This window comes from Ruegeria sp. CH10, from assembly GCF_056537125.1.
The window spans coordinates 120,601-142,052 of record NZ_JBQFQY010000007.1; the positions used below are offsets into that span (position 1 = coordinate 120,601).

A 21,452-nucleotide genomic window follows, 5' to 3' on the forward strand; every position below is an offset into this window, starting at 1 on the left:
CCTCCGGCGGCCGTATTTTGAACGAGAAGAAGGATGGGCACGTGCAGATAGAGGTCTCTCGTGATGTGTTTCGGTTGGCGCAGGTCTTTACGATCTCGCGCGGGTCGCGGACCGAGGCAAAGGTTCTGACGGTTCGTCTGTCGGATGGGACGCATCAGGGGTGGGGCGAGTGTGTGCCCTATGCGCGCTATGATGAGACATTGGAGTCGGTTGAGGCCGAAATCGCCGGTCTGCCCGCCGAGTTTACCCGTCAGTCCTTGATGGATTTGCTGCCCGCGGGCGCGGCGCGGAACGCCGTGGACTGTGCCTTGTGGGATCTGGAGTGCAAGCGGGCGGGCAAACGCGCTTGGGACTTGGCTGGATTGTCGGTGCCGGGGCCTGAGATCACCGCCTATACGCTGTCGCTGGACACGCCTGAGGCGATGCAGGCGCAGGCGGCGCAGAACGCGCATCGCCCGTTGCTGAAAATCAAGCTGGGTACACCCGATGACATGCCCCGGCTTGAGGCTGTGCGGGCGGGCGCGCCGAATTCAAAGATCATCGTGGACGCGAATGAGGGGTGGTCGGCCGAGGTTTATGCCGATCTGGCCCCACATCTGGTGCGTCTGGGTGTTGCATTGGTGGAACAGCCTTTGCCTGCCAGTGACGATAACGCGCTGATCGGGATGGACCGCCCGGTGCCTGTGTGTGCTGACGAATCCTGCCATGATCGTGCCAGCCTGCCCAAGCTGAAGGGCAAGTATGATGTGATCAACATCAAGCTCGACAAAACCGGAGGGCTGACCGAGGCGCTGGAATTGCGCAAGGCGGCCATCGCCGAAGGCTATGACATCATGGTCGGCTGCATGGTCGGCAGCTCTCTGGCTATGGCGCCTGCGACACTGGTTGCGCAGGGCGCAATGGTCACAGACCTTGACGGCCCGCTTTTGTTGGCCGAAGACCGCACCGACCCGCTGCAATTTGATGACGCCGGAGTGCATCCGCCCAAGGCGGACCTCTGGGGGTGACGAACGCCAGGAAAACGATCCAGTGGATCGTTTTCAGTGAGGAACGGGCGAAGCCCTGAGACAAAAGGATATGACATGACCCGCACCGTTTACGTGAACGGAGAGTACCTGCCCGAGACCGAGGCCAAGGTATCCATCTTTGACCGTGGTTTCCTGATGGCCGACGCCGTCTATGAGGTGACAAGCGTGCTGGACGGCAAGCTGATCGACTTCGATGGCCACGCGGTGCGTCTGAAACGGTCGCTGGACGAATTGCAGATGGCTGAGCCCTGCAGCAAGGCTGAACTGCTGGAGATTCACCGCAAGCTGGTTGAGCTGAACGGGATCGATGAGGGCCTGATCTATCTGCAGGTCACGCGCGGCAGTGACGGTGACCGGGATTTTGTCTTTCCCTCTGCCGACACCAAGCCGACGCTGGTTCTGTTCACGCAGAACAAGCCGGGTCTGGCCGACAGCCCGGCGGCGCAGAAGGGTGCCAAAATCATCTCGATTGATGATATCCGCTGGGGTCGTCGCGACATCAAGACGGTACAGCTGCTGTACCCGTCCATGGGCAAGATGATGGCCAAGGCCGCTGGCTGCGATGATGCGTGGATGATCGAGGATGGCTTTGTCACCGAAGGCACCAGCAACAACGCCTATTTCGTCAAGAACGGCAAGATCGTGACCCGCCCACTGTCCAATGACATTCTGCACGGGATTACTCGCAAGGCCGTCCTGCGTATGGCGGCTGAGGCGCAGATGGAAGTCGAAGAGCGCCTGTTCACAATTGATGAGGCGAAAGAAGCGGATGAAGCCTTTACCACTTCGGCCAGTGCCTTTGTGATGCCCGTGGTAGAGATCGACGGCGTTCCGCTGGGCGATGGCACGCCCGGGCCGATTGCAAAGCGTCTGCGTGAGATTTATCTGGACGAAAGCCGCAAGGCGGCGATCTGAATGAAAAGGCCCGCCAAACCGGCGGGCCTTTTTGATTTCCGGGCTTAACCCTTTTTCGTAACGTTTTCTTCGAATGCGACCTCGAAGGCGGCCTGTTTTTCGGGGCTGGCCTCGGTCTGATAGTTGGCTTTCCACTCATCCATGGTCATGCCGTAGAAAATCTGGCGGGCTTCGTCCTTGCCCATCTCGATGCCTTTTTCATTGGCCGCTTCCTGATACCAGCGCGACAGGCAGTTGCGGCAGAACCCGGCAAGGTTCATCATGTCGATGTTCTGAACATCGGTGCGGTCTTCCATCAGGTGCTTTTGCAAGCGTCGAAACGCGGCGGCCTGAAGTTCGATTTCGGTTTGCTTGTCCATGGGCTGACTCCGGTTGGCGTGTTGCCTATTCAAGTAGCGGTGGAAGGCGCGTCTTTCAATGCAGCGCTATAGTTCGCTGGCCGTCAGCGCATCTTGCAGCACCACGGCCAGACGTTCCGCCCAGTCCCGTTGGCCCGCGTGATCAGCGATCAGGTCATTGCGTAACTCGATCAGCGCATTGGGGCGGCCAAAAGCGGTGCAGTGCTTGTCGATGGCATCGCCGGGCAGGACGCCGGTATAGGGCTCGTTGACGCCGACGCACAGGTCGCCCTCGGCCTGTAGCCGATTGATCAGCGGGCGCGAAAAACGCTTGTCCGGGGTGTGCAGCACGCCGACATGCCACGGGCGGGGTTCGCGTCCGCGCAGCTGGCGCGTGAAGGAGTGCATCGAGATGATCACCGCATGGGGCAGGGCGGCGAACTCTGCCAAGGCGGTGTGATAGGGGCGGTAGCACATATTCAGCCGCCGTTCCCGCTCGGCCGCGTCAGCGTGGCGGTTGCCGGGGATGATCGAGCCGTCATACAGCTTCATCAGCAGTGTCGGGTCATCCTCACCCCGGTTCGGGTCGATCACCAGGCGTGAGAAATTGGCAGCCACAACAGGTGCGTTCAGGATTTCCCCCAGATGTTTTGAAACCTCATAGGCCCCGACATCATAGGCGATGTGACGTTCCATATCCTCGCGCGGCAGGCCAAGGTCGCCGCCGTTTATTTCGGGCGGGACAGTGTTTGTGGCATGGTCACATGTGATCAGCCAGCGCGAAGGGCGATCAGCGCCGTGGATAAAAAACGGGGAATACGTCATAAGCCTGTCATCTAGTTTGTCGCAGGTGTAGGGCAGTTGCTTTAAAAAGGGAATTGCGCAATAAGCGGCCATAAGCAATGTTTGCGGTAACAATTGCGCGAAGACAAAATCAAGACGTGAGGAGAGCACCACCAATGCGACGCCTGAGAAGTGTAAAAATCGTGGCGACGCTGGGACCGGCGTCAAATGACTATGACATGATCCGCGCCCTGCATGAGGCCGGCGCCGACGTGTTCCGCCTGAACATGAGCCATGGCAGCCATGATGAAATCCGCGAGCGGCACCGGATTATCCGTCAGGTTGAAAAAGACCTGGACAGCCCGATCGCGATTCTGGCGGACCTTCAGGGGCCGAAGCTGCGGGTCGGTGTGTTCGCCAACGACGCCGAAGAGCTGGAAGAGGGCGCGATGTTCCGCCTGGATCTAGACCCGGCCCCCGGTGATGCCGGACGCGTATGCCTGCCGCATCCCGAGATTTTTGCGGCGTTGGAGCCGGGCGCGCGGTTGCTGGTCAATGACGGCAAGATACGACTGGTCGTTCAGGACTGTGGTCAGGATTTTGCCAATTGCACGGTTGAGGTTGGCGGGACGATCTCAAACCGCAAGGGCGTGAATGTTCCTGACGTTGTACTGCCACTGGCGGCGCTGTCGGAAAAGGACCGGGACGATCTGGAATTTGTGTGTCAGTTGGGGGTCGATTGGCTGGCGCTCAGCTTTGTGCAGCGTGCAAAGGACGTGTTCGAAGCCCGTGCGTTGGCGGATGGGCGGGCCTCGATCCTGTCCAAGATCGAAAAGCCCGCGGCGGTTGAGGCGTTTGACGACATCCTTGACGCCTCGGACGGGATCATGGTCGCGCGGGGCGATCTGGGTGTGGAGCTGCCTGTTTCAGCGGTGCCGCCCATTCAAAAGCGCCTGGTGCGCAAGTGCCGGGGCGCGGCCAAGCCGGTGATCGTGGCGACCCAAATGTTGGAGAGCATGATCGAAAGTCCGATGCCAACCCGGGCCGAGGTTTCGGACGTGGCGACTGCCATCTATGAAGGCACCGACGCCATCATGCTCAGCGCGGAGTCGGCGGCAGGGTCTTATCCGATTGAGGCCGTGCAGACCATGAACAAGGTCGCCATCGAGGTTGAGGCCGACCCGACCTATGGTCAGATCATCGCCTCGTCACGGTCGGCCAAGGGTACAACCATCGCGGATGGGATTGTGGCCGCCGCGCGTGAGATTGCGGAAAAGACGGACATCAAGGCCATCTGCTGCTTTACGCAAAGTGGCACGACTGCCCTTCTGACCGCGCGGGAACGGCCCGGCGTGCCCATCATCGCGATGACACCCGCCACCGGTACGGCCCGCCGCCTGTGCCTGACCTGGGGCTGCCATTGTGTGATGACGCCCGAGCTTGAGCGGTTCAAGGGGGCCGTCGTCAACGCCGCCCGCGCGGCGCGGTCCGCCGGGTTTGCGGCTGAGACGGATCAGATTGTCGTCACAGCCGGTGTACCCTTCAATGTGCCCGGAACCACCAATATTCTGCGGATCGCCCCGTGTGACGAACGGTTGATCTACAACACCGATCCGGGTTGAGTCTGGCTGGCAATCCGCAGGGATCAGATCGATACTTTTATAAGTCGCCTAAAAAATAGGCGACTTTTTTCTATTATTTTCAATGACAAAGCGCCCTCTCGGTTGAATTCTGCAAAAACCTCTCTGTTTTTTGGTGTTTTTCTCGGATACTGGGCGTCAGGGGCGGTCTACTCAGATAGTTCCAGGTTCCGGCTGCCCCACCGGGGTCACGGGTCCCGGTATAATCAAAAAATAATGGAGGAACGTCATGACAACGAAAATTGTCATAGGACTGGACGGGACAGAAACCGGCGAACGCGCGATTGCCTTTGCCAAGGATTTGGCTGGGCGCATCGGGTCCTGCGAATTGCTGGTGGTCTATGTCATCGAATGGTCCCCATTCACCTTTCAGACACCTGAAGAAAACGCCCTGCGGCACAAGCGGCGCGAGGAAGAGGTCGAACTGGCCACCAACCGCATTGTCACACCAGCGGTCGACGGGCTGAAGTCCGAAGGCTTCATGGCGCATGGCATTGTCCGCCATGGCGATGTGGCCGAGACGCTGAACAAGATCACCGTCGACAACGGCGGCACCCAGATCATCGTCGGGCGCGCCTCGGCGGATGGGTTCAAGAAACGGCTCTTTGGCAGTTCGACCCAGAATCTGGTGATGCATGCCGACGTGCCGGTCACGGTCGTGAACTGAGGGGAGTGACAGGAATGAATTTGCTTCGAAACCTTGGCCTTGGTGCCATTGCCGCCCTGATCGCCAACCCCGTTTTCGCGCAGGATGCGCCGGGTCTGGATGACAGGATCAACCAGGCCTTTGCAGATTTCACCGGGCCGTTTGTCAGCTTTATCTTTGCCCCGTTCCCGGGCACAGGCTTCCCCTGGATCGTGGGCTGGCTGGTAGTCGCTGCGACGGTCTTCTCGCTGTATTTCGCCTTTGTGCAGTTCCGGTTCTTTGGCCATGCCGTCAGCCTTGTCAAAGGCGACTATTCCGACCCCAATGACGCGGGGGAGGTCAGCCACTTTCAGGCGCTGGCAACCGCGCTGTCGGGGACTGTCGGTCTGGGTAACATCGCCGGTGTCGCGGTGGCCGTCGGGATCGGCGGGCCGGGCGCGACCTTCTGGATGATCATGGCGGGCCTGCTGGGCATGGCCTCGAAATTCACCGAATGTACGCTGGGCGTGAAATACCGCAACGAATACGAAGACGGCACTGTGTCCGGTGGCCCGATGTACTATATGTCCAAAGGGTTCAATGAACTGGGCCTGCCGGGCGGCAAAATTTTGGCCGTTCTGTTCTCGATCTTCTGTATCCTTGGCGCGCTGGGCGGGGGCAACATGTTCCAGGCCAATCAGGCGCACCAGCAGATTGCGGGCATTGTCGGGGATTACCCGGGCTGGATCACAGGTCTGGTCTTTGCAGGCATCGTCTTTGCCGTGATCGTGGGCGGCCTGAAATCCATCGCGCGTGTGACGGAAAAGGTCGTGCCGTTCATGGGCGTCATGTATGTGCTGGCGGCGCTGGTGATCATCATCATGCACGCAGACCAGATCGGCTGGGCCTTTGGTCAGATATTTGCCGGAGCCTTTACCGGTCTTGGCGTTGCCGGCGGTATGGTCGGAGCGCTGATCCAGGGCTTCCGCCGTGCGGCGTTTTCCAACGAAGCAGGCGTCGGGTCTGCGGCAATCGCACACTCGGCCGTACGGACCAGTGAGCCGATTACCGAAGGCTTTGTCTCCCTGCTGGAGCCGTTCATCGATACGGTCGTGATCTGTACCATGACCGCGCTGGTGATCATCATCACGCAGCAGTTGCTGATCGATCCGGAAACCGGTCTGTACATGCTGACCGAAGACGGCAGCGGTATCGCCACCGTTGACGGCAACTCGGGCGTCAGCCTGACCTCGGCGGCCTTTGCCAGCGCCTTTGGCTGGTTCCCCTATGTGTTGGCGATCGCGGTGGTTCTGTTTGCCTTCTCGACCATGATCAGCTGGTCCTACTATGGCCTCAAGGCGTGGACTTATCTGTTCGGTGAGGGGCAGACCAAAGAGCTGATCTTCAAGATCATCTTCTGCGTCTTCGTGGTAATCGGCGCGGCGGCCAACCTTGGTCCGGTCATCGATTTCTCGGATGCAGCGATCTTTGCCATGGCGGTCGTGAACGTCTTTGCGTTGTACTTCCTGATGAAGGTCGTGCGCGAGGAACTGGCCAGCTATGCAGCCCGGCTGAAAAGCGGTGAAATCCGCAAGTTCGGTCATTGATCCTATACACCGGGGCGGCGCGCGTCGCCCCGGTGCCTGACCAGCCTGCGAAAAGCGCAGATTCTGGTCGAAACCCCCTTGTCAGTATGGTCGAACTTGCGTAAACGGCGCTTCTGATCGCGTGACCGGCCGAGATGGCATGCCGAGTCGCGTTTAGTACCGAACCCTGAAAGGAGACGGAAATGCCTAAGATGAAGACTAAGTCGAGCGCCAAGAAGCGCTTTAAGGTGACTGCGACCGGTAAGGTCCTTGCTGGCCAGGCCGGCAAACGGCACGGCATGATCAAGCGGACCAAAAAGTTCATCCGCGACGCCCGTGGCAACACCACCCTGTCCGCCCCCGACGCCAAGATCGTCAAGGGCTACATGCCCTACGACCGCTAAGAGGAGATTAAGAGATGTCCCGCGTTAAAGGTGGAACCGTAACTCACGCCCGTCACAAGAAGGTCATCAAGGCCGCCAAAGGTTACTATGGCCGCCGCAAGAGCACCTTTAAGGTCGCCCGTCAGGCCGTCGACAAGGCCAACCAGTATGCAACCCGCGACCGTAAGAACCGCAAGCGCAACTTCCGCGCGCTGTGGATCCAGCGGATCAACGCGGCTGTCCGTTCGCATGACGAGGCTCTGACCTATTCCCGCTTCATCAACGGCCTGACCCTGGCCGGTATCGAAGTGGACCGCAAAGTTCTGGCCGACCTGGCCGTGCACGAACCGGAAGCGTTCGGCGCGATCGTCGCCAAAGCTCAGGCCGCTCTGGCTGCCTGATCCTCTGCTACAGAGACAGTGAATGAAAGGCCGTCCCACTTGGGGCGGCTTTTTTTGGTTGTCCGTCCGCTGCTGAGAAGCTCAGAGGGAAAACGTGAGCTTTTTGGAATGGTATCTAGCAGTTACCGCTGTTCTTCGTTTTCGATTTAGGCGACGAAATTAAGAAGGCGAAGAAACTCATAAAACCGGCAATTGCGAGGTGTTTGCCAGTGGAATAAAACTCAATACCAGTGTTGAGGTAAGTGTTTGTCAGTTTTCCAACCACTACGGGAAAGAAAAGGAATCCAAAAACTGTAAATGCAACACGCTGTCTTTCTCGTATCTGTGGATGATTTTTGAACACTAGTCTGCCGATGAGCGCCCCGGCGTAACTACCCAACCATGCGCCGCCGAAGATACTCGCTGTAACCGTTACAAAGCCCAGTGCCTTGAATGTATCTTCCGTTGCGAAGGCCACACCGAGCATAACTACAAGTGGCAACATGCCCAACCACGGCAGCCATTTTGAGCTTTCAAGTCTGCTGTGTAGCCTATTCAAAAAATCCACAAAATAGTTCCCTATAACGCTATTCACCACTCTTCTTCACTAACTGCGCCGCAAACGCCACCCCGGTCCCCGGACCTGCATAGGTCACCATGATCACGTCATCCAGATAGACACCGTTGAATATCCCCGAGGATACATCATCGCCTGAAATCCCTGCCTCGGCCAGAACAAAGCGGGTGGGATCGTCCAGAGAAAACGTGCCCATCGCCTCTTCGATGATCCAGTCTTTGTCTCCGATCCGGCGCCAGCGGTTGGTGGCGGTGATCAGGTTGCCGTCCAGCTTGGTGATCTCCAGCTCCATCTCGGTTTTCAGCAGGCCCTTGGCGTGGTTCGGGTTCGATTTGGCAAAGCCCACCAGATAGGTGCCGTGCCAGGTACCGACGATCTGCGGAAAACCGCTGCCTTGTTCGGCAAATGCGGGTGTGGTGAAGGCAAGAATGAAAGCGGTGAAAAAGGCGCGTAACATCGGGGGTCTCCTGTCTGGAATAGAAACAGGCTATCCGAGTTGCGGGTTTTGGCAAGGTTTTGTTCGGGCACAAAAAAACCGGCGCGAGGGTGCGCCGGTTTTCATCTTTCGCAGGTTTTAGCCGAAGACACGCCCCAGCGCGCCGTCCACCGCATCGGTGATCTGGTCGATATCGTCCGGCGTCGCAATCAGCGCGGGCGAGAAGCACAGCGTGTTGTTCCGGCCCGGGACCGAGCGGTTGGTGACGCCGATGATCACACCCTGCGCCATACAGTCAGCCACAACGGCCTGCGCCAGTTTTTCATCAACCGGCTCGCGGGTGGAACGGTCCGAGACCAGCTCGGCCCCAAGGAAAAGTCCCTTGCCGCGTACGTCGCCGATGACCTTGTGCTTTTCCATCAGCCCCTGCAGGTTGCCCATCATACGAGCGCCCATGTCCGTGCAGTTCTGCAGCAGGTTCTCATCCTCGATGATCCGCATGTTTTCGATCGCCGCTGCCGGGCCTGCTGTGCAACCGCCAAAGGTCGAGATATCGCGGAAATAGTTCATCGGGTCGTCGGCATTGTCCTTGAACATGTCAAAGATTTCTTCGGTCGTGACCATGCAGGCAATGGCCGCATAGCCCGAGGCGACGCCTTTGGCCATGGTTACAAAGTCAGGCTTCACGCCATATTGCTGATAGCCAAACCATGTGCCGGTGCGGCCGACGCCGCAGACAACCTCGTCGATATGCAGCAGGATGTCATACTTGTCGCAAATCTCCTGCACGCGCTGCCAATAGCCTTCGGGGGCCTCGATAACGCCGCCGCCAGCGGTCACAGGTTCCAGGCACAGGGCACCCACAGTGTCGGGGCCTTCGCGCAGGATGACCTCTTCGATCTGGTCGGCGGCCCATTCGCCAAAGTTCTCCTCGGGCGCGCCGTCAAGCTCGTGTTTACGGTATTCCATGCAATGCGGCACGCGCACGAAATCGGGCGCAAAGGGGCCGTATTGCGCGTTGCGCTCGTCCTGACCACCCGCCGACATCGCCGCCAGAGTCGAGCCGTGATAATCCCGGTCGCGATACAGAATCTTGGTCTTCTTGCCGCCGTATTTCTTATGGGCGATCTGGCGGACCATCTTGAAGGCTTTCTCATTCGCCTCAGAGCCCGAGTTCATGTAGTAGACCCGGCTCATGCCCGGCATCTTGCTGATCAGCTTTTCGGCAAAGATTGATCCGGGAATCGACCCGGCCGAGTTGGCGAAATAGCACAGCTTCATCAGTTGGTCATAGACGGCCTTGCAGATCGATTCGCGGCCATAGCCCACGTTGACCGTCCAGACCCCGCCTGAAACCGCATCCAGATGTTCTTTGCCGTTCTGGTCCCAGACGCGCATGCCTTTGCCTTCGACAATGATGCGCGGATCGTTGGTTTCAAAGGGCTTATGCTGGATCAGGTGGTGCCAGATATGGGCGCGGTCGGCCTCGACCACGCGGGAAAGATCGTTTTCGTTGAACGTGCCGTCCATGACATGTCCTTTCAGCAAAAGTGGGTGCGCAAGGTGCCTGAGGCCCCTGTTTTTTTGATGGCTCAGATCACCGCGAATGACCATTTGTAGATAGGGCCAGATTGCACCATCCCGTATCGCCAGTCCATGGCGCTGGCGTATTAATACGGGTTTGTCAGATGCGAAACTTTGTGATCAAGTCGCGCAAAATCTGAACTGGGAGGGTCAGCAAATGGCAGATACCAATATTTACGAACGTCATTTGGACAAGAACCGCGCGAATTACACGCCCTTGTCCCCGCTGAGTTTCATCGAGCGCACCGCGCAGATCTATCCCGACTATCCGTCGGTGGTGTATGGCGCGCGTCGCTACAGCTGGGTCGAGACCTATGGGCGGTGCTGCCGTCTGGCCGGTGCGCTTTCTGCGCGGAGGATTGGCAAGGGCGATACCGTATCGATCATCGCGGCCAATATCCCCGAGATGTATGAGGCCCATTTTGGCGTGCCCATGGCAGGCGCGGTGCTGAACACGATCAACACCCGGCTGGACGCGCCGATCATTGCCTTCATCCTGAACCATGCGGAATCCAAGGTCTTGCTGGTCGATCCCGAATTTTCGGGCGTGGTGAAAGAGGCCCTGAAACACGTCGATCACGATATTCTGGTGGTCGACATTGAAGACCCCGATTTTGAGGGAGGCGAAAAGCTGGGCGGGCTGACTTATGACACCCTGTTGACCGAAGGATCCCCGGATTTTGCCTGGTCGCTGCCCGATGACGAATGGGACGCGATCACGCTGAACTATACCTCCGGCACCACGGGCAATCCCAAGGGCGTCGTCTATCACCACCGCGGGGCCATGCTGAATGCGCAGTCGGACCTGTTAGATTGGGATATGCCCAAACATTCGGTCTATCTGTGGACACTGCCGATGTTCCACTGCAATGGCTGGTGTTTCCCTTGGGCGATGGCGGCCAATGCCGGCGTGTCTGTCTGCCTGCGGGCCGTGCGGGATGAGCCGATCTATGCCGCCTTCCGCGAAGAAAAAGTCACCCATTTCTGCGGCGCGCCGATTGTTCTGAACATGCTGGCAAACGCACCCGATCACCTCAAGGATTTCGATCACCAGATCAAGGTGATGACCGCCGGGGCCCCGCCGCCCGCCGCCGTGATTGAGAAAATGGAGGCGATGGGCGTTGACGTGACCCATGTCTATGGTCTGACCGAAACCTACGGTCCCTCGGTTGTCTGCGCCTGGAAAGAGGAATGGAACGACAAGCCCGCCGAAGATCGCGCCGCGCTGAAGGTCCGGCAGGGGGTGCGTTATACGGCCCTGTCCGGGTTGATGGTGGCCGATCCCGAAACGCTGGAGCCCGTGCCCGCGGATGGTGAAACCATGGGCGAGATTTTCATGCAAGGCAACGTGGTCATGAAGGGCTATCTGAAAAATGCTGATGCCACGGACAAGGCGTTCAAGGGCGGGTGGTTCGCCTCGGGCGATCTGGGCGTGATGCACCCGGATGGCTATGTCGCGCTGAAGGACCGGTCCAAGGACATCATCATTTCGGGGGGTGAGAATATCTCATCGGTCGAGGTTGAGGACATCCTTTATAAACACCCCGCCGTGATGGAGGCCGCCGTGGTCGCCCGCCCCGACGAGAAATGGGGTGAAACGCCCTGCGCCTTTGTCGAACTCAAGCCCGATGCGCAGGCCACCGATGCCGAGATCATCGCCTTTTGCCGCGATAACATGGCCCATTTCAAAGCGCCCAAGACGGTGGTGTTTGGCGCGTTGCCCAAAACCTCGACCGGGAAAATCCAGAAATTCAAGCTGAGGGATCAGGCAAGGGCGCTTTAGGCGCCCGCCTTGTCAAAGATCGACAGGTTCAGGTCCAACAACTCGCCCATCCAAATGGCCCGGTCGCGGTGATCTTCAAGGTGCTGGCCGGTTTCGGGATGGGTGAAGATGGTCAGGCCCTGCCGGTTCAGCATCAGCCAGGGGATGACCTGATCGAATGCGTCCGGGGTAAAGGCCAGTTGGCAACTCCATCGCGGGTGCGGCCCGACGTTTTTGGCATGCATTCGGCCCATCTCAACCGGAAAAAGGCGGGCGGCCTCTTGGCATAGCTGTTGCGCGGTGTTTTGGGTTTCGGCGTCGAAATAGACATGGGCGTGATAGCCGGTGATCTCGGGCATTGGGGCCTCCTGCATCCGTTTCGAAGAAACTACACCCATGGCGTCGGGTTTCACACCATTGCCCGCACACAGACCCTGTGCATCAGGTCGGGGCCTTAGGGTAGGCGGCGACAAAGGCAGGATGATCCGCGCAGGCGGCTTCGACCCCCTGAATACGCGGCAGGTCGGACAGGTCCACATCCCAGCGGTGCGCGTTGTAAAGTTGCGGGATCAGGCACAGATCGGCGAGGCTGGGCCCGGACCCTGTGCAATAGGGGGATTGTTCGAACCCGTTCAGCAAGGTTTCAAACGCCACCAGACCCGGCCGGATGAAATGACGCATCCAATCACCCGTTTCGCCGCCGCGGGCGGTGGCATGCTGGGCCACTGACAGGTTGCAGACCGGATGGATGTCGACAGCAATCGACTGCGCCAAAGCCGAAACCCTGGCCCTTTGCGCAGGTTCAGCGGGCAAAAGGCCGAGCCCGCGGGTCTGATCCAGATAGTCTATGATCGCCAGCGATTGCGTCAGTCGCAGCCCGTCAATCTCCAGCACAGGAACCAGCCCCTGCGGGTTGCGTGCCAGATGGTCCGGGGACCTTTGATCTCCGCCCCTAAGGTCGACCGGGACCGCACGATAGGTGATCCCGGCCAGGTTCAGCGCGATGCGGACCCGGTAACTGGCGGATGAGCGCCAGTAATCGTACAGAACCGCACCGCTCATGTAATCAATCGTCCTGCAATCTGGCGGCGTCCAAAGCCTGAGCCAGAACTTCGGCCTGTCCGATATGGTTGGCCAGCAGCAGAACCAGCCGCGCGTTCAGGGCGTCGCTTTCTGACTTGTCCAACCCGTCATGGGCGGCCAGCAAACCGGCATAGAAATCGTCGGCATTGTCGAGATTTGGGGTGAGGATCAAATCGGCCATGCTGCTTACTCCTTACCGGTGGCCCGGCGAAGGGCTTGCCGGAATGCGTTTTCCTCGAACGTGTCGCGTCTGGCCGCGACGTGCTGATCAGGGCGGATCAGATAGACGCCGGATGGGGCGTTCCCCAGATAACGGCGTTTGAGTTCCTGCGTCCGATCATCCTTGACGGAGACAGCCAGCCTTGTGGCTTCGATCCCGCCTTCTTCGATCCGCTCGGGGGCGTCGGCGTCGATGGTCAGCAAGGTGAACTTGCCTGCCAGTTTTGGCAGCAGAAAACCATCACCCAGCGGCGCATCCGGGCAGGCGGCACCGGGGCGGGTGATCTCTGGCCCGTCCAGCGCGTCTGCCGAGCTCAGCGAGGAGCCCTCATAGGCGCAGGGTGTGCTCAGCCGCCCGGAATTCACCAGGGGCCGGGCAAAGGCGTAATGCTCGCTTAGGTCCAGAACTGCGTCCCTGAACAGGCGCGACATCTCGGACTTCGGCGTGATGAAATCGGTCGAACGGGTCGAGGCGCGGATGTTCTCATCGGCGGCCTGCACCCGCTCGCGGTTGTAGCTGTCCAGAAGGATCTCGGGCGCTTGGCCGTCTATGACCAGTTGCAGCTTCCAGCACAGGTTGTCGGCATCCTGAAGGCCCGAATTGGCCCCGCGCGCGCCGAACGGGCTGACCTGATGGGCGCTGTCGCCGGCAAACAAAACACGACCGTAACGGAACCGGTCCATGCGGCGGCATTGGAACGTATAGATTGACACCCATTCCAGTTCGAACGGCACATCCTCGCCCAGCATGGCCTTGAGCCTTGGGATTACGTTCTCGGGCCGCTTCTCACGCTCTTTGTCGATGTCCCATCCCAATTGCAGGTCAATGCGCCACACGTTGTCGGGCTGTTTGTGCAACAGCGCCGATTGTCCACGATTGAAGGGCGGGTCGAACCAGAACCAACGTTCCGAGGGGAAATCCGCCTGCATCACCACGTCGGCGATCAGGAAATTGTCTTCGAACACGCGGCCTTCGAACTCCAACCCCAGCATCCGCCGCGTGGGCGAATGCGCCCCGTCACAGGCGATCAGCCAGTCGGCCTCAACGGTGTAGGACCCTTCGGGGGTTTCGACCTCAAGCGCGACATAATCGTCATGGGTGCCAATCGCCTCAACCTTGTTGCGCCCGCGAATTTCGATCGGTGCGCCCTCGGCTTGAAGGGCCCGAACCCGTTCGACCAGCGCGATTTCCACGTAATATTGCTGCAGGTTGATAAAGGCGGGGTTTGCATAGCCGGTGTCAGGTTGCAGGTTGAAATCATAGACCTGACGTTCGTCGAAAAAGACCTTGCCCGCGTTCCACAGAACGCCTTTCTCCAACATCGGACGCCCCGCGCCCAGACGGTCGGCAATGTCCAGTGTGCGTTGCGAAAAGCAGATGGCGCGACTGCCGAAACTGACCTTGTCATTGTCGTCCAGCACCACGACCTCGATCCCCTGCTGGGCCAGATCGATGGCTGCGGCCAGCCCGGTTGGGCCCGCGCCAATGATGATCACCTTGTGGCGGACCGGGGCTGGCGCGTCCTGATCCGGACTGTGGGAATAGGCATAAAGCGGGACTTCGAAAATCTTGTTCATGGGCTCTCTCTCCCCGATGGTCTGGCGCTGTGGCGCAAGATGTGCCCACGGGCGGTGTCCAGCCGAGGGCTTATCCCCATGGTTTCACCGAAAATTCGGCCGCAAAACGATCTGGATCAAATGCGACGGAATGTCCTTAGCTTTGCAGTGCCTCCCACATCTCAAGGTCGCGCTGGGCGGTCCAGATGCGCGGGGTGTCGATACCGCGGGCCTCGTCATAGGCGCGGGCGACGTTGAAGGGCAGGCAATGCTCGTAGATTGCATAGTCCGAGAATTTGGGGTCGCACTCGGCGCGCACGGCGTCCCACGCCTCTTTCAAAGACCCACCGCGTGCCGCTACCTTTGCCGCCGGACGGTAGGTGCTTTGGACGAAGTCACGGGTGTTCTCGATGGCCGCATTGACCATGTCTTTTCCGATGAGGGCATCGCCCCGCCCCGGAGCGATCGCATCGACGTCGAACCATTTGATCGCGTCCAGCGTATCGCTCCAATCGCTGAAATGCCCGTCGCCGCAATAGCAGGCCGAGTGATATTCGACGATGTCACCGGTGAACATGACGTTCTGGTCGGGCACATGGATGACGATGTCACCTGCGGTGTGGGCGCGGCCCAGATGCATCAGGTCAACCCGGCGGTTGCCCAGATAGACGGTCATCGTGTCGCTGAAGGTGGTGGTGGGCCAGGTCAGACCGGGGATGCTTTCGTGCCCTTCGAAGAGGCGGGGGAAGCGCTGGAATTCACTGTCCCAATCCTCTTGCCCGCGTTCGACGACCATGGCGCGGGCCATGTCCGACATCAGAATTTGCTGCGCCCCAAAGGCGCTGGCACCCAGTACGCGCACGGCGTGGTAATGGGTCAGCGCCACATGGGTGATCGGTTTGTCCGTCACTGAGCGGACGCATTCGATCACTTTGCTGGCCAGACGCGGGGTGGCCTGTGCTTCGACAATCATCACGCTGTCATCGCCGATGATCACGCCCGAATTCGGATCGCCCTCGGCGGTGAAGGCATAGAGTCCGTCGCCGATTTCGGTAAAGCTGATCTTTTTCTCAGACATGTCCCCCTGGGACGCGAATGCCTTGGCCATGTTGGGCTTCCTTTTTCAGGCTATGGACTGGTTGCGATGTAGCACCGCCTCCGGCGGCCGTATTTTCGACGAGAAGAAGTGGTGGGTTTATCGTTTGTAGGGGTCCGTTTGGGCGGGCAGGACCGTGCCGGTGCAATCGCCGAACCCGATGGTGTAGCCGTCGCCCTTGGCGCTGCCGGTCAGGGTCAGGGTGTCGCCGTCTTCGATAAAGCTGCGTGTTTCGCCGGCATCGAGCGTCAGAGGTTCCTTGCCGCCCCAGCTCAGTTCCAGCAGTGAGCCGCGTTCGGGTTTTGTGGGGCCCGAGATGGTGCCCGAGCCCAGCAGATCGCCCGTGTTCATCGGACAGCCCGAGGTGGTGTGATGCGCCAGTTGCTGCGCGGCTGAATAATACATCTCGCGGTAGTTGGTGCGGGCGATGGTGGTGGCGGGTTTGCCAGCGGGTGCCATCGTCACAGCGAGGTCGATGTCAAACAGCATCGGTCCGCAGTCTTTGAGGTGATCCAGCAGCTCATGTTCACGCGCCGGGGTGTCGCAGCGAAATGGCTCAAGCGCGGCTTTGGTGACAATCCAGGGGCTGATCGAGGTTGCGGTGGCTTTGGCCTGAAACGGCCCAAGGGGCTGGTATTCCCATGCCTGGATGTCGCGCGCTGACCAATCGTTCAGCAGCACGTAGCCAAAGATGTTGTCGTCTGCCTGCTGTACCGAGATCGGACCCTCGGACGGGGTGCCTACAATTGCGCCCATTTCCAGTTCGATGTCGAACCGGCGGCTGGGCAAAAAGGCGGGACGATCGTGGTCGGGGGATTTCAGCTGCCCCCAGGGGCGACGGATGTCGGTGCCCGACACCACCACCGAGGACGCGCGGCCATTATACCCGATGGGCATGTGCAACCAGTTCGGCGGCAGAGCATTTTCCGGCCCCCGGAACATGGTGCCGACGTTTTGGGCGTGGTGGCGACCTGCGTAGAAGTCGGTGTATTCGCTGACGGCGAAGGGCATGTGCATTTCGGCATCGATTTGGGCGACCAGCAGGGCACGAATCTTGTCTTGTTCTTCGGAGCCTTCGGCCAGCAGATCTGTCAGACGCGCGCGCAGCGCGGCCCAAACTGCGGGACCTTGTTCCATCAGCGGGTTCCAGAAGGGCAGGTCGAACAGCGGCTCGTCGGTCAGGGTGATAAGCCCCTCGGCCTCGGCCGTTGTGACGTCAAGGATCATGTCTCCGACGGCCACGCCGCAGCGCTGTTCATCTTCTTCGGTTGAGAAGACACCATAAGGAAGGTTGTTCAGGGGAAACGGGTGGTGGGCATCATTGGCCGAAGCGACCCAGGATTTCTTCAGTGACATGTTGTCTCCAAACCTTTGTCAGGGGACAAGATTTTTCGTCGAAAAATCTCGGACCACGAACGGTGTTCATTTCTTACCCGGGGTGCCGTCGAACTTTTTCTCAAGCGAGGTCCAGCAGTCAATGTAGTCGTCCTGCAAGGGGGCCTCGTTGGCGGCAAAGGGGGTCAGGTGCTGTGGAAAGCGGGTCTCGAACATGAAGGACATGGTGTTGTCCAGCTTGTCCGGGCCCAAGTTCGAATTTGACGCCTTGTCGAACGCCTCGCGATCCGGGCCATGGGGCAGCATCATGTTGTGCAGGCTCATGCCGCCGGGGACAAAGCCCTGCGGTTTGGCATCATACTGGCCGTAGATGTTACCCATCAGCTCGGACATGATGTTCTTGTGGTACCAGGGCGGGCGGAACGTATCCTCGGCCACCATCCAGCGTTCGCGGAACAGGACGAAGTCGATATTGGCCGTGCCAGGCTGCCCGGATGGGGCGGTCAGCACGGTAAAGATCGATGGGTCGGGGTGGTCGAACAGGATCGCACCGACCGGGCAATAGGTGCGCAGATCGTATTTGTAGGGCGCGTAATTGCCGTGCCATGCGACCACATCCAACGGGCTTTGACCGATCTTCGTCGTGTGAAACTGTCCACACCATTTGACGGTGACGGTTGAGGGCACTTCGCGATCCTCAAATGCGGCAACGGGTGCCTTGAAATCGCGCGGGTTGGCCATGCAGTTGGCACCAATCGGGCCACGGCCCGGCAGTTCGAATTTCTGACCGTAGTTCTCGCAGACAAAACCGCGCGCAGGGCCCTCTAGCACTTCGACGCGATATACCAGCCCGCGCGGGATGATGGCGATCTCTTTGGGTTCCAGATCGATGATCCCCAGCTCGGTCGCAAAGCGCAGGCGGCCTTCTTGGGGCACCACCAACAGCTCGGAATCGGCTGAGAAGAAGTAATCGTCCACCATGGAATCGGTGACCAGATAGATATGGCTGGCCATTCCCACCTGCGTGTTCACGTCGCCTGCTGTGGTCATGGTGCGCATACCGGTTAGCCAGGTCAGGCCCTGATCCGTATGGGGCACTGCGTCCCATCGATATTGTCCCAGGCTGATTACGTCCGGGTCGACGAAGGGCGCGCTTTTCCAAAAGGGCAGGTCGATCTTTTCATAGCGTTGCGAATGCTTGACCGAGGGCCGGATACGGTAGCACCACGTGCGTTCGGGCGGGTTGGCGGTAAATGCCGTGCCGCTGAGCTGTTCGCCATACAGGCCATAATTGCAGCGTTGCGGGCTGTTCATCCCTTGCGGCAGCGCGCCGGGTAGGGCTTCGGTCTCAAAGTCATTGGCCCAGCCGGGCATGTAGCCTGCATGCGCCCCAACGGGCGTGCTGGCCTGCGTCATTTCGCGTGGATCAGTCGGATGTTTCATCCTGTGCTCCTGTGTTTGCTGCTTGAGGGATAATAGTTGATTTTGTAACTAACAAGGATGACCCACGATGATTCCAACACTAACGATGATTTCGATCTGCGGGATTTCCTGCCTTATCTGCTAAACCGTGCGGCTGAGGAAAGCGCGTTAGAGTTTCAAAAGGTCTACAAGGATCGCTATGGCATGTTGCGGACCGAGTGGCGCGTGCTGTTTCATCTGGGCAATTATGGGGAAATGACTGCGACCGAAATCGGAACGCGCGCGCGCCTGCACAAAACCAAAATCAGCCGCGCTGTCCATCGGCTGGAAGCGCGGCGGTTCCTGCAGCGCGAGCGCAGCGCAGCGGATGGGCGGGTGGAACACCTCAGGCTGACTGCCGCCGGACAGTCTGCTTTTCGCACGCTGTGTGGTATCGCGCGGCAATATGATGCGCGCCTTACCGCGCAGTTCAGCCCGGATGAGGTCATGCTGTTGCGCAAAATGCTAAGGCAGTTGTCAGATACAGATTGAATACTGGAAATTGGGTCCCGTGGCCCCCAGATGACATCCAGAGCGGACACTGGAATAATAACAAAATGCAATTTGCGAACGCCGATATGGCGAAATCAAGCGATCTTATCGAATGGATTGTCGAGCGTGGCCTGGAAGGTGCCACGAAGGAAGAGCTGTTGGACGGCTATTGCACCAAGCTGTTGGATTTGGGCGTGCCGCTGATGCGCTTTCATGCAGCACAGTCCGCGCTGCATCCAGTTTATGGCGGCACCGGCTTCAGCTGGTACGAAGGTCAGGGCGGGACGCTGGAGAAGTTTGAATACACCGAGGAACCCAGCGAACAGTGGAAGCAAAGCCCCCTCTACGCCATTCTCAGCAATGAGGTGGACGAAATTCGTGAGCGTTTGGTCGAGCAGAATGAGGCCAGCCGGTTCCCACTGCTGAATGACCTGCGCCAGATCGGGGCCACCGATTACTATGCCACGGGCGTCAATTTCGATGTGCCCACACATAACGGCGGGAAAGACGCCAAGAAAGCCGTCGACGGTGTTCTGATGTCCTGGACGTCAAACGCGCCAGAGGGGTTTGGGGATAGCGATATCTCTCTGATCAACATGGCGGTTCCGCATCTGGGACTGGCGTTGAAAACGGCATCAAATGCTCGAATTTCAAAAGACCTGATGCGGGTCTATCTGGGTCGTGACGCCGGGCGGCGCGTGCTTTCGGGGGAAATCCGGCGCGGATCATTGCAGCAGATTGATGCGGTGATCTGGAATTTTGATCTGGAAAACTTCACCAGCCTGTCCGAGGAGCTGTCCGGGCCCGACATTATCGACATGCTGAATGACTATCTGGCGGTGGCTGTGAAAGTTGTGCACGACAACGGTGGCAATATCCTGAAATTCACCGGCGACGGGCTGATGGCGATGTTCGACGTGGGTGATATCGACGCGGACGCGCGTGCTGCCCTCAAGGCCGTGCCCATGCTGCAAAGCCAGATGGAGATTTTGAACATCAAGCGCCGCGCTGCGTCTCTGCCTGTCGCCAATTTCACTCTGGCGTTGCACTCGGGTGAAATCCTTTATGGGAATATCGGATCGGAAACCCGTCTGGACTTTACGGTTATCGGACCGGCAGTGAACCAGACCGCCCGGATTGCCGGTATGCATAGATCACTGGGGCAGCGCATTCTGATCTCGGACGACGTGGCGCAAGCTGCGCAGCCCTGTGGTCAGAATCTTGTCTCGGTCGGGCGGTACATGCTGCGCGGGGTGAACGAACCTAAAGAACTGTTCACGGTGTACAACCCTTAGAAATCGATCTCGACCCCCGGCAGGTTCAGTTCCTTCATCATGTCGCGCAGCTCTTGCCTTGCGGCGATGTTCGAGATGTTCAGTTGCTTGACCCCGATATCCTTGAGGTCCAGCAGGGTCAGGCCACGCGGAAACAACTCGCGAAAAATCACACGCTCGGAAAAGCCCGAGGCGACGCGAAAACCGATGCGCTGCGACAGCATTTCAATCGCGCGCTGCATCTTTTCCTTGTTGACCATGCGCTGCGTGCCGACGCGGTTGCGAACGACGACCCAGTCGATGGGTTTAAGCCCGGCCTGCGCCCGAAGCTGCCGCGCGTTCCAAACCATTTCGGAATAAACCGACGGGCCCAAGATCTTTTCACCTTTGGAGTCGATCCGGGCCAGCAAGTCGAAATCAATGAAACTGTCGTTCAGCGGCGTCACCAGCGTGTCAGCCAGCGAATGCGCCACCTGGCTGAGACGCGTGTGCGAGCCGGGGCAGTCGATCAGGATAAAGTCGCTGTCGCTTTCCAGTTCGGCCACGGCAGCAGACAGGCGGTGGTCATAGATGTTCTCACCGGGTTTCAGTTTTGTCGCGTCAATCTCGGGCAGATCGTGATGACGTGGGCTGGGCAGGGTGAAATCCGCGTTTTTCAGGAAATTCGCGCGGTTTTCGAAATACCGTCCCAGGCTGCGCTGTCGCAGGTCCAGATCCAGCGTGCTGACCTTGTGGCCCAGCCGCGCCAGCGCGGTGGCCACATGCATCGACACGGTCGATTTACCTGCGCCGCCCTTCTCGTTCCCCACTACGATGATATGTGCCATGCGTGTTTTCCCATGTCCCGCCGTGCTTAGCCACACGTTGTTGTTAGCCACTATATGTTGTGGAAACGGGG

At 59.1% G+C, this 21,452-nt stretch carries 23 protein-coding genes; 10 read left to right on the top strand and 13 right to left on the bottom strand.

From position 1 onward, the window contains the following. Positions 1–41: 41 nt before the first annotated feature. Both dgcA and ACRZ94_RS18290 read left to right on the top strand, forming a co-directional pair. Positions 42–1,007, top strand: coding sequence for an N-acetyl-D-Glu racemase DgcA (gene dgcA / locus ACRZ94_RS18285; RefSeq protein WP_480798012.1), 966 nt, complete (start codon positions 42–44; stop codon positions 1,005–1,007). Between the two features lie 75 nt (positions 1,008–1,082). Then, positions 1,083–1,943 (top strand): D-amino-acid transaminase, encoded by an 861-nt coding sequence (locus ACRZ94_RS18290; protein WP_480798013.1) that lies wholly within the window; start codon positions 1,083–1,085, stop codon positions 1,941–1,943. Positions 1,944–1,987: 44 nt separating this feature from the next. Here the strand turns inward: ACRZ94_RS18290 and ACRZ94_RS18295 are convergent, their stop codons facing one another. Continuing rightward, positions 1,988–2,302, bottom strand: a complete 315-nt coding sequence (locus tag ACRZ94_RS18295; protein ID WP_480655916.1) for a DUF1244 domain-containing protein — start codon at positions 2,300–2,302, stop codon at positions 1,988–1,990. A 66-nt stretch (positions 2,303–2,368) separates the two neighbouring features. Then, complete coding sequence (locus ACRZ94_RS18300) at positions 2,369–3,106, bottom strand: N-formylglutamate amidohydrolase (RefSeq protein WP_480655918.1); 738 nt, start codon at positions 3,104–3,106, stop codon at positions 2,369–2,371. Between the two features lie 134 nt (positions 3,107–3,240). On the opposite strand from ACRZ94_RS18300, the gene pyk reads away from it, so the two are divergent. The 5 genes from pyk to rplT all read left to right on the top strand — a co-directional run bounded on the left by pyk (position 3,241) and on the right by rplT (position 7,699). Continuing rightward, the gene (gene pyk, locus ACRZ94_RS18305; RefSeq protein WP_480798014.1) at positions 3,241–4,686 is read left to right on the top strand and encodes a pyruvate kinase; all 1,446 of its coding nucleotides are present in this window, start codon (positions 3,241–3,243) and stop codon (positions 4,684–4,686) included. Between the two features lie 247 nt (positions 4,687–4,933). Further along, positions 4,934–5,371 (top strand): universal stress protein, encoded by a 438-nt coding sequence (locus ACRZ94_RS18310; protein ID WP_480798015.1) that lies wholly within the window; start codon positions 4,934–4,936, stop codon positions 5,369–5,371. A gap of 14 nt (positions 5,372–5,385) precedes the next feature. Next, positions 5,386–6,936 (top strand): alanine/glycine:cation symporter family protein, encoded by a 1,551-nt coding sequence (locus ACRZ94_RS18315; protein WP_480798016.1) that lies wholly within the window; start codon positions 5,386–5,388, stop codon positions 6,934–6,936. Between the two features lie 182 nt (positions 6,937–7,118). Further along, on the top strand, positions 7,119–7,319 hold the full coding sequence (gene rpmI / locus ACRZ94_RS18320) for a 50S ribosomal protein L35 (protein ID WP_010443552.1): 201 nt from the start codon (positions 7,119–7,121) through the stop codon (positions 7,317–7,319). 14 nt (positions 7,320–7,333) lie between these two features. Continuing rightward, positions 7,334–7,699 (top strand): 50S ribosomal protein L20, encoded by a 366-nt coding sequence (gene rplT / locus ACRZ94_RS18325; protein ID WP_480655926.1) that lies wholly within the window; start codon positions 7,334–7,336, stop codon positions 7,697–7,699. A gap of 115 nt (positions 7,700–7,814) precedes the next feature. On the opposite strand, the gene ACRZ94_RS18330 is transcribed toward rplT, so the two are convergent. From ACRZ94_RS18330 to ACRZ94_RS18340, 3 genes are all read right to left on the bottom strand, one after another. Continuing rightward, positions 7,815–8,246, bottom strand: coding sequence for a hypothetical protein (locus tag ACRZ94_RS18330; RefSeq protein WP_480655928.1), 432 nt, complete (start codon positions 8,244–8,246; stop codon positions 7,815–7,817). A 19-nt stretch (positions 8,247–8,265) separates the two neighbouring features. Beyond that, the gene (locus ACRZ94_RS18335) at positions 8,266–8,712 is read right to left on the bottom strand and encodes a hypothetical protein (RefSeq protein WP_480655930.1); all 447 of its coding nucleotides are present in this window, start codon (positions 8,710–8,712) and stop codon (positions 8,266–8,268) included. Between the two features lie 117 nt (positions 8,713–8,829). Beyond that, positions 8,830–10,221, bottom strand: coding sequence for an aminotransferase family protein (locus ACRZ94_RS18340; protein ID WP_480655932.1), 1,392 nt, complete (start codon positions 10,219–10,221; stop codon positions 8,830–8,832). Positions 10,222–10,432: 211 nt separating this feature from the next. Between ACRZ94_RS18340 and ACRZ94_RS18345 the strand changes: the two genes are divergently transcribed. Further along, on the top strand, positions 10,433–12,058 hold the full coding sequence (locus tag ACRZ94_RS18345) for an acyl-CoA synthetase (protein ID WP_480798017.1): 1,626 nt from the start codon (positions 10,433–10,435) through the stop codon (positions 12,056–12,058). Here the strand turns inward: ACRZ94_RS18345 and ACRZ94_RS18350 are convergent. The 7 genes from ACRZ94_RS18350 to hmgA all read right to left on the bottom strand — a co-directional run bounded on the left by ACRZ94_RS18350 (position 12,055) and on the right by hmgA (position 18,770). Continuing rightward, on the bottom strand, positions 12,055–12,396 hold the full coding sequence (locus ACRZ94_RS18350) for a DOPA 4,5-dioxygenase family protein (protein WP_480655935.1): 342 nt from the start codon (positions 12,394–12,396) through the stop codon (positions 12,055–12,057). The two genes, ACRZ94_RS18345 and ACRZ94_RS18350, sit on opposite strands and share 4 nt — an antisense overlap. 82 nt (positions 12,397–12,478) lie before the next feature. Beyond that, positions 12,479–13,099 (bottom strand): maleylacetoacetate isomerase, encoded by a 621-nt coding sequence (gene maiA, locus ACRZ94_RS18355; protein ID WP_480655937.1) that lies wholly within the window; start codon positions 13,097–13,099, stop codon positions 12,479–12,481. Between the two features lie 4 nt (positions 13,100–13,103). Next, entirely contained in the window at positions 13,104–13,301 is a 198-nt protein-coding gene (locus ACRZ94_RS18360) for a DUF2783 domain-containing protein (RefSeq protein ID WP_480655938.1), read from the bottom strand. Positions 13,302–13,306: 5 nt separating this feature from the next. Then, positions 13,307–14,917, bottom strand: coding sequence for an FAD-dependent oxidoreductase (locus ACRZ94_RS18365; protein WP_480655940.1), 1,611 nt, complete (start codon positions 14,915–14,917; stop codon positions 13,307–13,309). A gap of 136 nt (positions 14,918–15,053) precedes the next feature. Beyond that, entirely contained in the window at positions 15,054–16,004 is a 951-nt protein-coding gene (locus ACRZ94_RS18370; RefSeq protein ID WP_480655942.1) for an MBL fold metallo-hydrolase, read from the bottom strand. An 87-nt stretch (positions 16,005–16,091) separates the two neighbouring features. Further along, positions 16,092–17,348 (bottom strand): fumarylacetoacetase, encoded by a 1,257-nt coding sequence (gene fahA / locus ACRZ94_RS18375; protein ID WP_480655944.1) that lies wholly within the window; start codon positions 17,346–17,348, stop codon positions 16,092–16,094. A 66-nt stretch (positions 17,349–17,414) separates the two neighbouring features. Beyond that, complete coding sequence (gene hmgA / locus ACRZ94_RS18380) at positions 17,415–18,770, bottom strand: homogentisate 1,2-dioxygenase (RefSeq protein WP_480655945.1); 1,356 nt, start codon at positions 18,768–18,770, stop codon at positions 17,415–17,417. 57 nt (positions 18,771–18,827) lie between these two features. Between hmgA and ACRZ94_RS18385 the strand changes: the two genes are divergently transcribed. After that, positions 18,828–19,280, top strand: a complete 453-nt coding sequence (locus ACRZ94_RS18385) for a MarR family winged helix-turn-helix transcriptional regulator (RefSeq protein ID WP_480655947.1) — start codon at positions 18,828–18,830, stop codon at positions 19,278–19,280. Positions 19,281–19,345: 65 nt separating this feature from the next. Continuing rightward, the gene (locus ACRZ94_RS18390; protein WP_480655949.1) at positions 19,346–20,575 is read left to right on the top strand and encodes an adenylate/guanylate cyclase domain-containing protein; all 1,230 of its coding nucleotides are present in this window, start codon (positions 19,346–19,348) and stop codon (positions 20,573–20,575) included. On the opposite strand, the gene ACRZ94_RS18395 is transcribed toward ACRZ94_RS18390, so the two are convergent. After that, complete coding sequence (locus tag ACRZ94_RS18395; RefSeq protein WP_480655951.1) at positions 20,572–21,381, bottom strand: division plane positioning ATPase MipZ; 810 nt, start codon at positions 21,379–21,381, stop codon at positions 20,572–20,574. The two genes, ACRZ94_RS18390 and ACRZ94_RS18395, sit on opposite strands and share 4 nt — an antisense overlap. Between the last annotated feature and the right edge of the window lie 71 nt (positions 21,382–21,452).

What these genes read in the sequence shown, in the direction of transcription:
- ACRZ94_RS18385 (WP_480655947.1), top strand. Translation starts at nt 18,828, where the DNA reads ATGACCCACGATGATTCCAACACTAACGATGATTTCGATCTGCGGGAT.
- ACRZ94_RS18395 (WP_480655951.1), bottom strand. Translation starts at nt 21,381, where the DNA reads ATGGCACATATCATCGTAGTGGGGAACGAGAAGGGCGGCGCAGGTAAA.
- rpmI (WP_010443552.1), top strand. Translation starts at nt 7,119, where the DNA reads ATGCCTAAGATGAAGACTAAGTCGAGCGCCAAGAAGCGCTTTAAGGTG.
- ACRZ94_RS18315 (WP_480798016.1), top strand. Translation starts at nt 5,386, where the DNA reads ATGAATTTGCTTCGAAACCTTGGCCTTGGTGCCATTGCCGCCCTGATC.
- fahA (WP_480655944.1), bottom strand. Translation starts at nt 17,348, where the DNA reads ATGTCACTGAAGAAATCCTGGGTCGCTTCGGCCAATGATGCCCACCAC.
- ACRZ94_RS18290 (WP_480798013.1), top strand. Translation starts at nt 1,083, where the DNA reads ATGACCCGCACCGTTTACGTGAACGGAGAGTACCTGCCCGAGACCGAG.
- ACRZ94_RS18345 (WP_480798017.1), top strand. Translation starts at nt 10,433, where the DNA reads ATGGCAGATACCAATATTTACGAACGTCATTTGGACAAGAACCGCGCG.
- pyk (WP_480798014.1), top strand. Translation starts at nt 3,241, where the DNA reads ATGCGACGCCTGAGAAGTGTAAAAATCGTGGCGACGCTGGGACCGGCG.
- rplT (WP_480655926.1), top strand. Translation starts at nt 7,334, where the DNA reads ATGTCCCGCGTTAAAGGTGGAACCGTAACTCACGCCCGTCACAAGAAG.
- maiA (WP_480655937.1), bottom strand. Translation starts at nt 13,099, where the DNA reads ATGAGCGGTGCGGTTCTGTACGATTACTGGCGCTCATCCGCCAGTTAC.
- ACRZ94_RS18300 (WP_480655918.1), bottom strand. Translation starts at nt 3,106, where the DNA reads ATGACGTATTCCCCGTTTTTTATCCACGGCGCTGATCGCCCTTCGCGC.
- ACRZ94_RS18340 (WP_480655932.1), bottom strand. Translation starts at nt 10,221, where the DNA reads ATGGACGGCACGTTCAACGAAAACGATCTTTCCCGCGTGGTCGAGGCC.
- ACRZ94_RS18310 (WP_480798015.1), top strand. Translation starts at nt 4,934, where the DNA reads ATGACAACGAAAATTGTCATAGGACTGGACGGGACAGAAACCGGCGAA.
- ACRZ94_RS18365 (WP_480655940.1), bottom strand. Translation starts at nt 14,917, where the DNA reads ATGAACAAGATTTTCGAAGTCCCGCTTTATGCCTATTCCCACAGTCCG.
- ACRZ94_RS18350 (WP_480655935.1), bottom strand. Translation starts at nt 12,396, where the DNA reads ATGCCCGAGATCACCGGCTATCACGCCCATGTCTATTTCGACGCCGAA.
- ACRZ94_RS18390 (WP_480655949.1), top strand. Translation starts at nt 19,346, where the DNA reads ATGCAATTTGCGAACGCCGATATGGCGAAATCAAGCGATCTTATCGAA.
- ACRZ94_RS18370 (WP_480655942.1), bottom strand. Translation starts at nt 16,004, where the DNA reads ATGGCCAAGGCATTCGCGTCCCAGGGGGACATGTCTGAGAAAAAGATC.
- ACRZ94_RS18335 (WP_480655930.1), bottom strand. Translation starts at nt 8,712, where the DNA reads ATGTTACGCGCCTTTTTCACCGCTTTCATTCTTGCCTTCACCACACCC.
- hmgA (WP_480655945.1), bottom strand. Translation starts at nt 18,770, where the DNA reads ATGAAACATCCGACTGATCCACGCGAAATGACGCAGGCCAGCACGCCC.
- ACRZ94_RS18295 (WP_480655916.1), bottom strand. Translation starts at nt 2,302, where the DNA reads ATGGACAAGCAAACCGAAATCGAACTTCAGGCCGCCGCGTTTCGACGC.
- ACRZ94_RS18360 (WP_480655938.1), bottom strand. Translation starts at nt 13,301, where the DNA reads ATGGCCGATTTGATCCTCACCCCAAATCTCGACAATGCCGACGATTTC.